Source organism: Bradyrhizobium sp. WSM3983, from assembly GCF_000473045.1.
Taxonomy (GTDB): domain Bacteria; phylum Pseudomonadota; class Alphaproteobacteria; order Rhizobiales; family Xanthobacteraceae; genus Bradyrhizobium.
The window spans coordinates 119,739-132,979 of sequence record NZ_AXAY01000021.1 but is presented as its reverse complement, the minus strand read 5'-3'; the positions used below and the strand labels follow the sequence as shown (position 1 = coordinate 132,979).

The following is a 13,241-nucleotide window of genomic DNA, read 5'->3' as shown; positions in this document are numbered from 1 at the left end:
GCGCGATCTGCGAGATCTGACGAAAAAGGGCGGCTCCCGGAGCCGCCCTTTTTGCTTGGAACTCCTGACGTCTCCGGCCCATCCCGGCCTGCCGCCGCTTGACCTCGGCGTGGTATCGTCGGTGGAGTGATTCGGGATCTCGCATGACTGAAACGGCCGATGATCTGAGCGCCCCGCTCGGACAGGACAAGCCGCGCCGAAAACGGCGACTGCGGCTGCCGTTTACCGCCATGCAGGCCCTGGCCGTGATGCTCGGCCTGTTCCTGGTCGCCTTCGCCGGTTTCGCCATCTTCAACAAGGATCCGCTCGGCGGCGAGCCGATGACGCGGATCGCGATCCGCGATTCCAAGGCCACAGACAAGGCGACCGAGGAGAAGCCCGCGGCCGAGGCGGCTGCGGCCGGCCAGGGTCAAGAGAGCAAGCACGCGACCAAGGAAGCGCCGAAAGAGGCCGCCTCCGGCGAACACAAGACCGTCACCATGATCGACGGCTCGACCGGCGCCCGCCACGACGTGGTGATCGGCGCAGGCGACGGCGCCGACAAGGCCGAGGCGGCTTCCGCCGCACCGGCCGCCATGGCCGGGATCGATCCAAAACTGCTGGAGAAATCGCGCTACGGCATGATCCCCATGGTCTCCGGCGATCTCAAGCCGTTCAACGTCTACGCAGCCGAGGCCGACCGCGCCAAGGCCGCGAAAATGCCTGTCGTGGCGATCGTGATCGGCGGCCTCGGCGTCGGCGCCGCCAAGACCACCGATGCGATCATGAAGCTGCCGGGCGCCGTGACGCTGGCCTTCACGCCCTATGGCGCCGACCCCGGCAAGCTCGCAGAGCGCGCCCGCGCCCAGCGCCACGAGATCTTCCTGCAGATCCCGATGGAGCCCTACGACTTCCCGGACAACGATCCCGGGCCGCAGACGCTGCTGACCTCGCTCACCGCCGACCAGAACACCGACCGGCTGTACTGGCATCTGAGCCGGATGCAGGGCTATGCCGGCATCACCAATTTCATGGGCGCCCGCTTCGTCGCGACGGAGCCGGCGATGCAGCCGATCATCCGCGAGGCCTCCAAGCGGGGGCTCGGCTTCTTTGACGACGGTTCCTCCCCCCGCAGCATCGCGCCGCAGGCCGCAGGAAGCCTCGCCGTGCCGTTCGGCAAGGGCGACATCGCGCTCGACGCCGTGCCGACCCCGACCGAGATCGACCGCGCCCTGAACAAGCTGGAATCGATGGCCCGGGAACGCGGCGTCGCCGTCGGCACCGCCTCTGCACTACCCGTCTCCATCGAGCGGGTCGGCGCCTGGATCAAGACATTGAGCGACCGGGGTATCCTTTTGGTGCCATTGACAACCGCGATGCTGAAATCAAAATCCAGCTAAATCAAAGAATTGGTACGCTACGGGCCCGAGCGCCTGATAGCGTCCCGACAGTACGCGAGAGGGTTTGGCGGAATGGCGCGTTATGAGGATCTGCCCTACCGAACCTGCGTCGGCGTGATGCTGATCAATACGAAGGGCCTGGTGTTCATCGGTCGTCGCGCCGGTGGCGTCGAGCATCTCGACGACAGCCATGTCTGGCAGATGCCGCAGGGCGGCGTCGATCCCGGCGAGGACAACTGGCACGCTGCCAAACGCGAGCTCTATGAAGAGACCAGCGTGCGCTCGATCGAGCGGCTCGGCGAGGTTCCGGACTGGCTGATCTACGACATCCCACGCACGGTGGCGGGGCGCGCCTGGAAGGGCCGCTTCCGCGGCCAGCGCCAGAAATGGTTCGCGGTACGCTTCACCGGCAAGGACAGCGAGATCAACGTCGAGAAGCCCGGCGGCGGCGGCCACAAGGCCGAATTCGTCAACTGGCGCTGGGAGCCGATGAAAAACCTCCCCGAGCTGATCGTGCCCTTCAAGCGCCCGGTTTACGAGCGCGTGGTGAAGGAATTTTCCGCGCTGGCGGATGACTAAATCAAATTGTCATCCCGCCTTTGGTGCTAAGGCATCGCCGGGCTGACAACGAAAGATCCCGCGTGACGAACGAAAAACCCTACCGTCCCAACGTGGGCATCGCCCTCTTCAATGCCGACGGCCGCGTGCTGATCGGGCACCGCTTCAAGGGCGACGGTCCCGAGATCATTTTGCCGGGGCTCGACTGGCAGATGCCGCAAGGCGGCGTCGACGAGGGCGAGAATTTGCGCGAAGCCGCGATGCGCGAGCTCTGGGAGGAGACCAGCGTCAAGAGCGCAGCCTATCTCGGCGAAACCGACTGGCTGACTTACGAGTTCCCGCCTTATGACGGACCGCAGACGCATCGGCTCGCAAAATTTCGTGGCCAGCGCCAAAAGTGGTTCGCGCTGCGCTTCACCGGCGAGGATGACGAGATCGACCCGCTGACGCCACGCAACGACCAGCCCGCGGAATTCGACGCGTGGCGCTGGGAGCGCCTCGACCGTGTCGCCGATATCGTGGTGCCGTTCCGCCGCGAGGTCTACCGCGCAGTGGCAGAGCAGTTTGCGCCCTTCGCAAACTGAGAGCGCGAAAACAACCCCATGCACAGTAGCCGGCGATTTCCGGCGAGATGCGCGGTGGCCTTCACGAAGCAGCTGATAGGTCAGGCGAAATCAGCGAAAGCGCGCTGCTTTCGGGCTAATTCGTCGGCCCGACCGTAAACGGGCCGATCGCGATCACGTGGCAGTCGCTGTCGTGCTTGACGCAGTCGGCGAGCGCGCCGTTGACGGCACTCTGCTCGTCGGTGGCTTTCAGGCCAAGGCCCGGGCGGCCCGCAGTGCCGACGGCAACTGCATTCCAGCCCGTGCCATCGCCGAGCTTGCGCACGACCTCGTCGCGCGCATCGGCCACGATCGAGGAATTGGTCGCGGCGTGGAAGAAGCCGTTGGCCTTGAGCAGGGTCGGGATCGGCACGACGAAATTATCGTCGACCGCCACGATCATGCAGGCCACGCCGGCGATGGCGCCGCAGGATTCCAGCGAACGCCGCGTCGTTTCATCGACCGACGATGCGCCCAGCACCATGAAATATTGCCCGTTCGGGCCGAGCGCGACCGATCGTGATTTCGCCGCCGGCGCGTAGATGTTTTCGACGCGATTTCGGGCCTGATCGCGCAGCATCGGAAAGTCTTTCGACACGAACGGGCGCTCGGTCATGGTGTCGTATCGCACCCAGGGCTGCGGCGGCATCGGCGGGCTGCCATGGCTGTAGACGACCTTGCTGCCAACCGCATAGAGCTCGCAACGCCGCGGCGATTGCGCAGCGTCGGCGCGCTTCTGGCACTGGTCGAGCGCGGCGCTGCGGGCGGCCTCCTCGTTCGGCTGACCGAGCGCGGAGCCGGTGAAGCCGGCGGTGTTCAGAGCGAACGCCTTGTAATCGCCGGCGGCGGCATATTCGTTGCTGAGATAGGCACGCTGGCGCTCGCCGATGAACGGCACCGCATCGACGGCAATCTTGCCGCCTGATGCAGCCGCCGGCGGCAAGCTCGGCGTCGCGCCCGCCGTGGCAATCTGCGTCGGCGAGGGCTCCGGCGCCTTTGTGGCGATCGTCGGCGTTGGGCTGGGTGACGGCCCGGCGACCGGGCTCGGCGCGAGCGCAGCCGCGGTGGATTTGACCTGCGTGGTCTCGAGCTTGGTGAAATAGAGGAAACCACCGACGCCGATGGCGACGACGGAAACCACGCCCACCACCAGCGGCCACATCCAGTTCGGCGCGGGCTCCGGCTTGGCGACCTTCTTCACCTGCGGCGTCGCGTAAGTCCCGTCCTCGCGCCGCATCGCCACCATATAAGCGTGCACCGGCGTCGGGATGTTCTTCACTTCCTGCGCGCCGATGTCGGCGAACTGCACCGACAGCTTGTTGGCGACTTGCTCGTGCACGGCACGGGAGACGCAGATGCCGCCGACCTCCGCCAGCCCCTCGAGCCGGGCTGCGATATTGACGCCGTCACCGAGGAGATCGCCGTCGCGTTCGACCACGTCGCCGATGGTGATGCCGATGCGGAACGACATCTGCCGGCTCGGCGGATAGGCCATGTTGCGGGTTCGCAAGCTTTCCTGGATGTCGATCGCGCAGCGCACGGCGTCCACCGCGCTCGGGAACTCCGCGAGCACGGCATCGCCCGCGGTGTTGAAGATCCGGCCATGCGCTTTTGCGATGAAATCGTCGACGACGGAGCGGTAGGACGCCAGACGCCGCAACGTCTCTTCCTCGTCTTCCGCGACCAGCCTCGAGTAACCGGCAATATCGGCTGCAAAGATCGCTGCGATCTTGCGTTTCATCTGCTAACCCGCCCCGGAACAAATTTCGCGAGCGCAGAATGCCGCCATCGGCGGCGCGGTGCAACAAAGTTTCAGCGCCCGCCACTTTCGTGACGAGCGCTGAACTTGTTCAGGAATTTCTGGTGAGCCCCGAAGCGGTGCCCCGGGGCTTAGTGCATAGCCGTCGAGTTGAGCTGCTGCTGGATGCTCTTGAAGTGATCGAGCCGTTCGATGGCCTGATCGAGCTCGGTGCCTTCGTGCTCCTTCAGCCCCTCTTCCATCTCCGAGATGGTTTCGGCGAACTGGGCGCGGTCGAGCTCGGCCAGCGACGTCGCGACGTCGGCGAGCACGGTCAGGCCCTTCTCTGAGACTTCGGCAAGACCGCCGAGCACGATGATCTTCTCGTGCCGGCCGCCGGTGGTGACGGTGAGGATGCCGGGGCGGATCGCAGCCACGACCGGCGCATGACCTGCCAGCACGCCGAAATCACCCTCGACGCCGGGAATGTCGACCTGATCGACCTCGCCCGAGAATGCGAGCTTTTCCGGCGAGACGAGATCGAAGTGGAAGTTGGCCATGGTGTACCTGCGAGTAGCGAATAGCGAGTAGCGAACCGGGGGAGCAGCGCGTCTATTCGCTACTCCCTATTCGTCATTCGCCCCTTAGGCGGCCTCGGCCGCCAGCTTCTTGCCCTTCTCGACCGCCTCTTCGATGGTGCCGACCATGTAGAAGGCGGCTTCCGGCAGGTGATCGTACTTGCCTTCGCAGAGGCCACGGAAGCCCTTGATGGTATCCGCGAGGTCGACGAACTTGCCGGGCGAGCCGGTGAAGATTTCGGCGACGTGGAACGGCTGCGACAGGAAGCGCTCGATCTTGCGGGCGCGGGCCACCGTCAGCTTGTCCTCTTCCGAAAGCTCGTCCATGCCGAGAATGGCGATGATGTCCTGAAGCGACTTGTAGCGCTGCAGCACCTGCTGGACCTGACGCGCGGTGTCGTAGTGCTCCTGACCGACGACCAGCGGCGAGAGCATGCGTGAGGTCGAGTCGAGCGGGTCCACAGCGGGGTAGATGCCCTTTTCCGAGATCGCACGGTTCAGCACCGTGGTGGCGTCCAAGTGGGCGAAGGAGGTCGCAGGCGCCGGGTCGGTCAAGTCGTCGGCCGGAACGTAGATGGCCTGCACCGAGGTGATCGAGCCCTTGTGGGTGGTGGTGATGCGCTCCTGCAGCGCGCCCATGTCGGTGGCGAGCGTCGGCTGATAGCCCACGGCGCTCGGAATACGTCCGAGCAGCGCCGACACTTCCGAGCCGGCCTGGGTGAAGCGGAAGATGTTGTCGACGAAGAACAGCACGTCCTGGCCCTGGTCGCGGAAGTGCTCGGCGACGGTCAGCCCGGTGAGACCGACGCGGGCGCGGGCGCCCGGCGGCTCGTTCATCTGGCCGAACACCAGCGCGCACTTGGACTTCACGCTCGGATCCGGATTGTGCGGATCGGCGTTGACCTTGGACTCGATGAACTCGTGATAGAGGTCATTGCCTTCGCGGGTCCGCTCGCCGACGCCGGCGAACACGGAGTAACCGCCATGCGCCTTCGCGACGTTGTTGATCAGCTCCTGGATCAGCACGGTCTTGCCGACGCCGGCGCCGCCGAACAGGCCGATCTTGCCGCCCTTCGCATACGGAGCCAGAAGGTCGACGACCTTGATGCCGGTGACGAGAATCTCGGCTTCGGTCGACTGGTCGGTGTAGCTCGGCGCTTCCTGGTGGATGGGGCGCAAGCCTTCCGACTGGATCGGGCCGGCTTCGTCGATCGGCTCGCCGATAACGTTCATGATGCGCCCGAGCGTGCCGGCGCCGACCGGAACCGCGATCGGCTGGCCGGTGTCGGTCACTTCCTGGCCGCGCACCAGCCCCTCGGTCACGTCCATCGCGATCGTCCGCACGGTGGACTCGCCGAGATGCTGGGCAACTTCCAGCACGAGGCGGATGTTGCCGTTCCTGGTTTCCAGCGAATTGAGAATGGCGGGCAAGTGGCCCTCGAACTGCACGTCGACGACGGCGCCCATGACCTGGGTGACACGACCGACCGGGTTAGCTGCTGTAGCCATGAAGCTCTCCTTCGAAATTCTGTACTTGAACGACCGTCTTTAGTTTGTGCGTCAGACCGCCTCGGCGCCGGAGATGATCTCGATCAGCTCCTTGGTGATCTGGGCTTGACGGGTTCGGTTGTAGATCTGGGTTTGCTTGCGGATCATCTCACCGGCATTGCGGGTGGCGTTGTCCATCGAGCTCATCTGCGCGCCGTAGAACGAGGCGTTGTTTTCCAGCAATGCGCGGAAGATCTGCACCGCGATATTGCGCGGCAGCAGGCGGGAGAGGAGCTCGTCCTCCTCCGGCTCGTATTCGTAGGACGTCGACGGCGCGTTCGCCGCGTTTTCTTCCACGGTCAGCGGAATGATCTGCTGCGCGGTCGGGATCTGGGCGATCACCGACTTGAACTGCGCGTAGAACAGCGTGCAGACGTCGAACTCACTGTTGTCGAAGCGCGCCAGCACCTTCCTGGCGATATCCTCGGCGTTGACGAAGCCGAGCTGGCGAACGCCGCGCAGGTCGAGATGCTCGACGATCTGCTTGTCGTAGAGCCGGCGGAGCTGCTCGTAGCCCTTGCGGCCGACGCAGAAGAATTTCACGTCCTTGCCTTGCGCCATCAGCGCTTGGGCGCGCTCGCGCGCGAGGCGCACGATCGAGGAGTTGAAGGCGCCGGACAGGCCGCGCTCGCCGGTGCAGACCAGCAGCAGGTGAACCTGATCGCGGCCAGTGCCGGCCAGCAGCGCCGGCGCGCCGGGCGAGCCCGCGGCGGCGCTGGCGATATTGGCAATCACCGCGCTCATCTTGTCGGCATAGGGCCGCGCAGCCTCGGCCGCCTGCTGGGCGCGGCGCAACCTGGATGCCGCGACCATCTGCATGGCCTTGGTGATCTTCTGCGTCGCCTTGGTGGAGGCGATGCGAACCCGCATGTCTTTAAGTGACGCCATTCTTCGTCCCCGACGGTTCGATCCCTTGCGGTCAAACCGCTAGCCTGTCTCTTTCGTCATGCCCGGGCTTGCGCCGGGCACCCACGTGTTCGTCTCCACGCAGCAGCGCGTGGATGGCCGGGACATCAAATGCGAAGACGCGCTTCGCGCTTTAGCCCGGCCATGATGGCTCTCAGCTACGCGAAGCTCTTCGCAAAACCTTCGACCACCGACTTCAGCTTGGCAGCGGTGTCGTCGGTGAGGTCGCGGGTGTCGCGGATCGAATTGAGGATCTCGGCGTTCTTGCCGCGCAGCAGCGACAACAGACCGTCCTCGAACGGCTTCACCTTGTTGACCGGAAGCGGATCGAGATAGCCGTTGGTGCCGGCCCAGATCACGCAGACCTGCTCTTCCATCTTCAGCGGCGAGAACTGCGGCTGCTTGAGGAGCTCGGTCAGGCGCGAGCCGCGATTCAGCAGGCGCTGCGTCGAGGCGTCGAGGTCGGAGCCGAACTGTGCGAACGCCGCCATTTCGCGGTACTGCGCGAGCTCGCCCTTGATCTTGCCGGCGACCTTCTTGGTGGCCTTGGTCTGCGCCGAGGAGCCGACGCGCGACACCGACAGACCGACGTTCACCGCAGGACGGATGCCCTGGAAGAACAGGTCGGTTTCCAGGAAGATCTGACCGTCAGTGATCGAGATGACGTTGGTCGGGATGTAGGCCGACACGTCGTTGGCCTGGGTTTCGATGACCGGCAGCGCCGTCAGCGAGCCCGAACCCTGGTCCTTGTTCAGCTTCGCCGCACGCTCGAGCAGGCGGGAGTGCAGATAGAACACGTCGCCGGGATAGGCTTCGCGGCCCGGCGGGCGGCGCAGCAGCAGCGACATCTGGCGGTAAGCGACGGCCTGCTTGGACAGATCGTCATAGATGATGACGGCGTGCATGCCGTTGTCGCGGAAATATTCGCCCATGGTGCAGCCGGTGAAGGGCGCGATGTACTGCATCGGCGCCGGATCCGACGCGGTGGCGGCGACGACGATCGAGTATTCGAGCGCGCCCTGCTCTTCCAACACCTTCACGAACTGGGCAACGGTGGAACGCTTCTGGCCGACTGCGACGTAGACGCAGTACAGCTTGATGTTCTCGTCGGGCTGCGCGTTGAGCGGCTTCTGGTTCAGGATGGTGTCGAGCGCGATCGCGGTCTTGCCGGTCTGACGGTCGCCGATGATCAGCTCGCGCTGACCGCGGCCGATCGGGATCAGGGCGTCGATCGCCTTGAGGCCAGTCGCCATCGGCTCGCTCACCGACTTGCGCGGAATGATGCCGGGCGCCTTGACGTCGACGCGCATGCGCTTGTCGGCCTGGATCGGGCCCTTGCCGTCGATCGGGTTGCCGAGGCCGTCGACAACGCGGCCGAGCAGGCCCTTGCCGACCGGCACGTCCACGATGGCGCGGGTACGCTTGACGGTCTGGCCTTCCTTGATCTCACGGTCGGCACCGAAAATAACGACGCCAACGTTGTCGGTTTCGAGGTTCAGCGCCATGCCGCGGGTGCCGTTCTCGAACTCGACCATTTCACCGGCCTGGACGTTGTCCAGACCGTAGACGCGGGCGATACCGTCGCCGACGGACAGCACCTGCCCGACTTCGGAGACTTCAGCTTCCTGGCCGAAATTCTTGATCTGGTCCTTGAGGATCGCGGAAATTTCCGCGGCGCGGATGTCCATCAGCCTGCCTCTTTCATCGCGTGCTTGATCGAATTGAGTTTGGTGCGAAGCGAACTATCGATCATGCGGCTGCCAAGCTTCACGACGAGGCCACCGATGATCGAGGGATCGATCTTCACGTTGAGCGCGACGTCCTTGCCGGTCACCGACTTCAGGGCAACCTTGAGGGCGTCGAGATTCTTGTCCGAGAGCGCTTCCGCGACCGTGACATCCGCCGTCGCCTCGCCCTTGAACCTGGCGACGAGGGCGCGGTACGCGCGGATGACGTCGCCCACCACGAACAAGCGGCGGTTGGCCGTCAGCACTTTGAGGAAATTGGCGGAAATGCCGGCGATGCCAGCCTTGTCCAGCACGGCCGAGAGGGCCCTGGACTGGGCGTCGGCCGCGAAAACCGGGCTGCGGACGAGGCGCTTGAGATCAGCGCTTTCGTTCAGCAGACCCTCGAACTTGTCGAGATCGGCTTTGACCTCGTCGACCACTTTCTGGTCGCGGGCCAGATCAAACAAGGCCGTTGCATAACGGCCGGACACACCTGAAACGGACGTATCTTCTGCAGCCACAGACGCGCTCTTTTAGCTGTCAAATTCGCAAGGGAAAAACCGTCGCCACGAAGCGGCGCCTAGCGATCCAAGCCCTTGGAATTCAAGCGGGACTTTGATTCTCGGCCGACACGGGACGTGCCGGGTCCGTTAAAATCGCGGCTTTGCTAACATAGCAGGCGCGCACGTGCAACATGACGGCAACTTAATGGCTCGGCTGTTTTTCGGCAGTTCGTCGCAGTTCACGACGCCCTCACGCCGATCGAGGGTTGCGGTGACAAGACGCCGCTTCGTTCCTGCCCTCAGCGCATAACGGCCATGAACACGGCTCGCTGAGGCGTGATCCCGGCCCGCCCGGCCTCGCCCGCCGAATACTTACCCAATTCTAAACCAAGGGAACGACAACTTCGCTCTACAGTATTCGCAAGTAATCAGTCGGTTAACAAATCGTTAAAGCAAAATATTACGGAACTTCGGCCGAATATCGGTGCCGGTCACAAGATGTTTCATCACGACACAGAATGGATTTACTGCCCAATTCACGCCTCATTAGGAATCGAAACGCCATCCCGCTCACAAACTGATGGGGGCTCCACTGGCCACATATGTGGCAATACTAGCTTAGGGACCACTAAATGCTGTCTTTGAAGACGCTGGGCTCCGTGACCCGGCCGCGTACGGCGATTGCTTTCGTTGCCGCAACTCTCCTCGTCGGCGGAACTGCCACCGAAGCTTCCGCCAAATCCAGGCATCATCACCGATATTCTCAGCATCATCACCGCCACCACGCCCAGGACGATACCAACGCGACCTCCGATTGGCGTAACGCCAATGCGTCGATGACGCCGTCGTCGGGCACCGGCCGCTCCTTCTCCGGCATGGCCTCTTTCTATGGCAACGAGTCCGGCAGCCGCACCGCGTCGGGCCAGCGCTTCAATCAGAACGCCATGACCGCGGCGCACCGTTCGCTGCCGTTCGGCACCAAGCTGCGCGTCACCCATGGCGGCTCGAGCGTCATCGTCACCATCAATGATCGTGGCCCGTTCGTGCGCGGCCGCGTGCTCGACCTCTCCACGGGCGCTGCCCGCGCCATCGGCCTCACCGGCGCCGGCGTCGGCCGCGTCACCGCGGAAGTCGTCTCCTAACGGCGCGCTTAGCGCCTCACCCACGAGCGCAGTTTTCATCATCGTCCGCAAGGACATGAGCAGTTTGATGCGCGCGTGAAACAAGCCCGTGGTCTTGGGGGACCGCGGGCTTCGTCATTCCGGGGCACGCGAAGCGCGAGCTGAGGTGCGCAATCGCGCACCTGAGAATCCATCGGGCAGCAGAGTTGGTGGATGAATGGATTCCGGGCTCGCGCTGCGCGCGCCCCGGAATGACAGCCGGCCCTTACAAAAAGCTCTGCGGATCGACGTCGACCTCGAGCTTCTGATTGCCCTTCGGCTTCGGGCACACCGCGAGCCAGTTGCGCAGATAATCCGAGAGATCGAAACCGCGCGCCGATTTCACCAGGATGCGGAAGCGGTAGCGGCCCTTGATCACGGCGAGCGGGGCTTCGGCCGGGCCCAGCACCACCACGCGCTCGTCGCGCGGCGCGAGCGCAACGAGACGGCGGCCCAGGCCTTCCGCGCTCGGACGATCGCCCGCGGAAATGATCAGGCTCGCAAGGCGCCCGAACGGCGGATAGAGCGTGCGCTCGCGCAGATCGATCTCGCTGTCGTAGAAGGCCTCGCGGTCGCAGGCGATCAGCGCCTTCATTACGGGATGATCGGGCTGATGGGTCTGGAGATAGCCGACGCCGCGGCCCTGCTCGCGCCCGGCGCGGCCGATCACCTGGTTGAGCAATTGCCAGGTGCGCTCGGAGGCGCGCGGATCGCCATTGCTTAAGCCCAGATCCGCATCGACCACGCCGACCAGATTGAGCCGCGGAAAATTGTGGCCCTTGGCGACGAGCTGCGTGCCGATGATGATGCCGACGCGGCCCTCGGCGATCTCGGCAAGCTCGCTGCGCATCGTCTCGATCGAGGTGACGAGATCGCTCGACAGCACCATGGTGCGCGCATCCGGAAACAGCGCGGCCGCCTCCTCCTGCAAGCGCTCGACGCCGGGCCCGACCGCGACCAGCGATTCCTCCGCCGCGCAGTGCGGACAGGTCTGCGGGCGCGGCATCGAGAAGCCGCAATGATGACAGACCAGGCGCTGGCGGAAGCGATGATCGACCAGCCAGGCGTCGCAGATGGTGCAGGCGAAGCGATGGCCGCAGGCGCGGCAGAGTGTCAGCGGCGCATAGCCGCGGCGATTGAGAAACAGCAGCGCCTGCTCGCGCTTTTCGATCGCCTTTCTGATCTCGCCGGCCAACCGCGGCGAGATGAACCGGCCGCGCGCCGGCGGCTCGCGGCGCATGTCGATGGCCTCGATATGCGGCATGTGCTGGCCGCCGAAGCGCGACGGCAGCGCGATGCGCTGATAGCGGTTCTTGCGCGCATTGACCTCGGATTCGACCGACGGCGTTGCGGAGGCCAGCACGATCGGGATCTTGGCGATATGCGCGCGCACCACCGCCATGTCGCGGGCGTGATAATGCACGCCTTCGTCCTGCTTGTAGGCCTGGTCGTGCTCTTCATCGACGACGATGAGGCCGAGATTGGCGTAGGGCAGAAACAGCGCCGAGCGCGCACCGACCACGACCGGCGCGGTGCCTTCCGAAATCGCCGCCCAGTTGCGCGCGCGGGTGCGCGGGGTGAGCTCGGAGTGCCACTCGAGCGGCCTCACGCCAAAGCGCTGCGCGAAGCGATCGAGGAACTGCCCGGTCAGCGCGATCTCCGGCATCAGGATCAGCGTCTGTTTGCCGCGGCGGATCGATTCCGCAACGGCTTCGAAATAGACCTCGGTCTTGCCTGAGCCCGTGACGCCGTCGAGCAACGCGACGTGGAAGGTGCCGTTGGCCGCGAGCGCGCGCATCGCATCCACGCCAGCGCGCTGCAACGGCGAAAAATCCGGCCGGCCGAAATCCGGATCGGGCGCGGGCGGCGGAGGCGGCGGCGGCATCGGCTCGACCGTGAGCGTGCCCTCATCGACGAGGCCGTCGATCACGCCGGCCGAGACGCCCGCTTCCTTGGCAGCCTCCGATTTACCGTGCAGCAGCCGGTCCGACAGCACCTCCATCAGGCGCTGGCGCGCCGGCGTCAGTCGTGTCGGGGGATGTCCGACCAGGCGCACGCCGGCACGGACCCGCTCGGGGCCGAGATTCTCGCCCATGCGCAGGCACATGCGCAGCACCATGCCGCGCGGGCTCAGCGTGTAATTGGCGACCCAGTCGACGACCGCGCGCAGCTCGGGCTTCAGCGGCGGAAGATTGAGCTTTTCGTTGACCTCCTTGAGGCGGTTGTGCAGGCGCGGATCGGGATCGGCGTTTTCGGCCCAGACCACGGCGAGCACCTCGCGCGGCCCGAGCGGCACGCCGACGAGATCACCCGCCTTCAGCTCCATGCCGCGCGGCACCTTGTAGGAATAAGTCTGGTCGAGCGCGACCGGCACCAGCACGTCGACCATGCGGGTCGCGTTGGCGGGGGCGGTCGTGCTGCGCGACGAATGATCCATGAGGGGAGAATCGGAACCTTGGGGCTTTGAGGCTAGCGCCCCGGCGCGGCCTTAGCGAACAGTAAACGGGTGTGATGCGATATACTGTGCGGAATCATTCCGTCC

Annotated in this window: 11 protein-coding genes; 4 read left to right on the top strand and 7 right to left on the bottom strand. The window is 64.9% G+C overall.

All coding sequences use genetic code 11. From position 1 onward, the window contains the following. Window positions 1-143: 143 nt before the first annotated feature. From YUA_RS0126010 to YUA_RS0126000, 3 genes are all read left to right on the top strand, one after another. Entirely contained in the window at window positions 144-1,379 is a 1,236-nt protein-coding gene (locus YUA_RS0126010; protein ID WP_027533338.1) for a divergent polysaccharide deacetylase family protein, read from the top strand. Between the two features lie 72 nt (window positions 1,380-1,451). After that, window positions 1,452-1,958, top strand: a complete 507-nt coding sequence (locus YUA_RS0126005; RefSeq protein WP_027533337.1) for an RNA pyrophosphohydrolase — start codon at window positions 1,452-1,454, stop codon at window positions 1,956-1,958. A 62-nt stretch (window positions 1,959-2,020) separates the two neighbouring features. Further along, on the top strand, window positions 2,021-2,521 hold the full coding sequence (locus YUA_RS0126000) for an RNA pyrophosphohydrolase (protein WP_027533336.1): 501 nt from the start codon (window positions 2,021-2,023) through the stop codon (window positions 2,519-2,521). A gap of 115 nt (window positions 2,522-2,636) precedes the next feature. Here the strand turns inward: YUA_RS0126000 and YUA_RS0125995 are convergent, their stop codons facing one another. From YUA_RS0125995 to YUA_RS0125970, 6 genes are all read right to left on the bottom strand, one after another. After that, window positions 2,637-4,280 carry an adenylate/guanylate cyclase domain-containing protein gene (locus tag YUA_RS0125995; protein ID WP_027533335.1) on the bottom strand — a complete coding sequence of 548 codons (1,644 nt, stop codon included), beginning with the start codon at window positions 4,278-4,280 and terminating at the stop codon, window positions 2,637-2,639. A gap of 149 nt (window positions 4,281-4,429) precedes the next feature. Further along, a complete protein-coding gene (locus tag YUA_RS0125990) occupies window positions 4,430-4,837 on the bottom strand; it encodes a F0F1 ATP synthase subunit epsilon (protein WP_027533334.1) in 408 nt (135 codons plus the stop codon). A gap of 84 nt (window positions 4,838-4,921) precedes the next feature. Next, on the bottom strand, window positions 4,922-6,364 hold the full coding sequence (atpD, locus tag YUA_RS0125985) for a F0F1 ATP synthase subunit beta (RefSeq protein WP_027533333.1): 1,443 nt from the start codon (window positions 6,362-6,364) through the stop codon (window positions 4,922-4,924). A 51-nt stretch (window positions 6,365-6,415) separates the two neighbouring features. Further along, a complete protein-coding gene (locus tag YUA_RS0125980; RefSeq protein ID WP_027533332.1) occupies window positions 6,416-7,291 on the bottom strand; it encodes a F0F1 ATP synthase subunit gamma in 876 nt (291 codons plus the stop codon). A gap of 176 nt (window positions 7,292-7,467) precedes the next feature. Then, window positions 7,468-8,997, bottom strand: a complete 1,530-nt coding sequence (gene atpA, locus YUA_RS0125975) for a F0F1 ATP synthase subunit alpha (protein WP_027533331.1) — start codon at window positions 8,995-8,997, stop codon at window positions 7,468-7,470. Then, window positions 8,997-9,557 (bottom strand): F0F1 ATP synthase subunit delta, encoded by a 561-nt coding sequence (locus tag YUA_RS0125970; protein WP_027533330.1) that lies wholly within the window; start codon window positions 9,555-9,557, stop codon window positions 8,997-8,999. The genes atpA and YUA_RS0125970 overlap by 1 nt, the downstream gene beginning before the upstream one ends. A gap of 614 nt (window positions 9,558-10,171) precedes the next feature. Here YUA_RS0125970 and YUA_RS0125965 point away from each other — a divergent pair. Beyond that, a complete protein-coding gene (locus tag YUA_RS0125965; RefSeq protein ID WP_027533329.1) occupies window positions 10,172-10,681 on the top strand; it encodes a septal ring lytic transglycosylase RlpA family protein in 510 nt (169 codons plus the stop codon). A 244-nt stretch (window positions 10,682-10,925) separates the two neighbouring features. Here YUA_RS0125965 and YUA_RS0125960 read toward each other — a convergent pair whose 3' ends face one another. Then, the gene (locus YUA_RS0125960; RefSeq protein ID WP_027533328.1) at window positions 10,926-13,136 is read right to left on the bottom strand and encodes a primosomal protein N'; all 2,211 of its coding nucleotides are present in this window, start codon (window positions 13,134-13,136) and stop codon (window positions 10,926-10,928) included. Window positions 13,137-13,241 lie beyond the last annotated feature (105 nt).

Excerpts from the sequence above, each read along its gene's own strand:
- YUA_RS0125995 (WP_027533335.1), bottom strand. The coding sequence starts at position 4,280 with ATGAAACGCAAGATCGCAGCGATCTTTGCAGCCGATATTGCCGGTTAC.
- atpA (WP_027533331.1), bottom strand. The coding sequence starts at position 8,997 with ATGGACATCCGCGCCGCGGAAATTTCCGCGATCCTCAAGGACCAGATC.
- YUA_RS0125960 (WP_027533328.1), bottom strand. The coding sequence starts at position 13,136 with ATGGATCATTCGTCGCGCAGCACGACCGCCCCCGCCAACGCGACCCGC.
- YUA_RS0125980 (WP_027533332.1), bottom strand. The coding sequence starts at position 7,291 with ATGGCGTCACTTAAAGACATGCGGGTTCGCATCGCCTCCACCAAGGCG.
- YUA_RS0125990 (WP_027533334.1), bottom strand. The coding sequence starts at position 4,837 with ATGGCCAACTTCCACTTCGATCTCGTCTCGCCGGAAAAGCTCGCATTC.
- YUA_RS0126005 (WP_027533337.1), top strand. The coding sequence starts at position 1,452 with ATGGCGCGTTATGAGGATCTGCCCTACCGAACCTGCGTCGGCGTGATG.
- YUA_RS0126010 (WP_027533338.1), top strand. The coding sequence starts at position 144 with ATGACTGAAACGGCCGATGATCTGAGCGCCCCGCTCGGACAGGACAAG.
- atpD (WP_027533333.1), bottom strand. The coding sequence starts at position 6,364 with ATGGCTACAGCAGCTAACCCGGTCGGTCGTGTCACCCAGGTCATGGGC.
- YUA_RS0125965 (WP_027533329.1), top strand. The coding sequence starts at position 10,172 with ATGCTGTCTTTGAAGACGCTGGGCTCCGTGACCCGGCCGCGTACGGCG.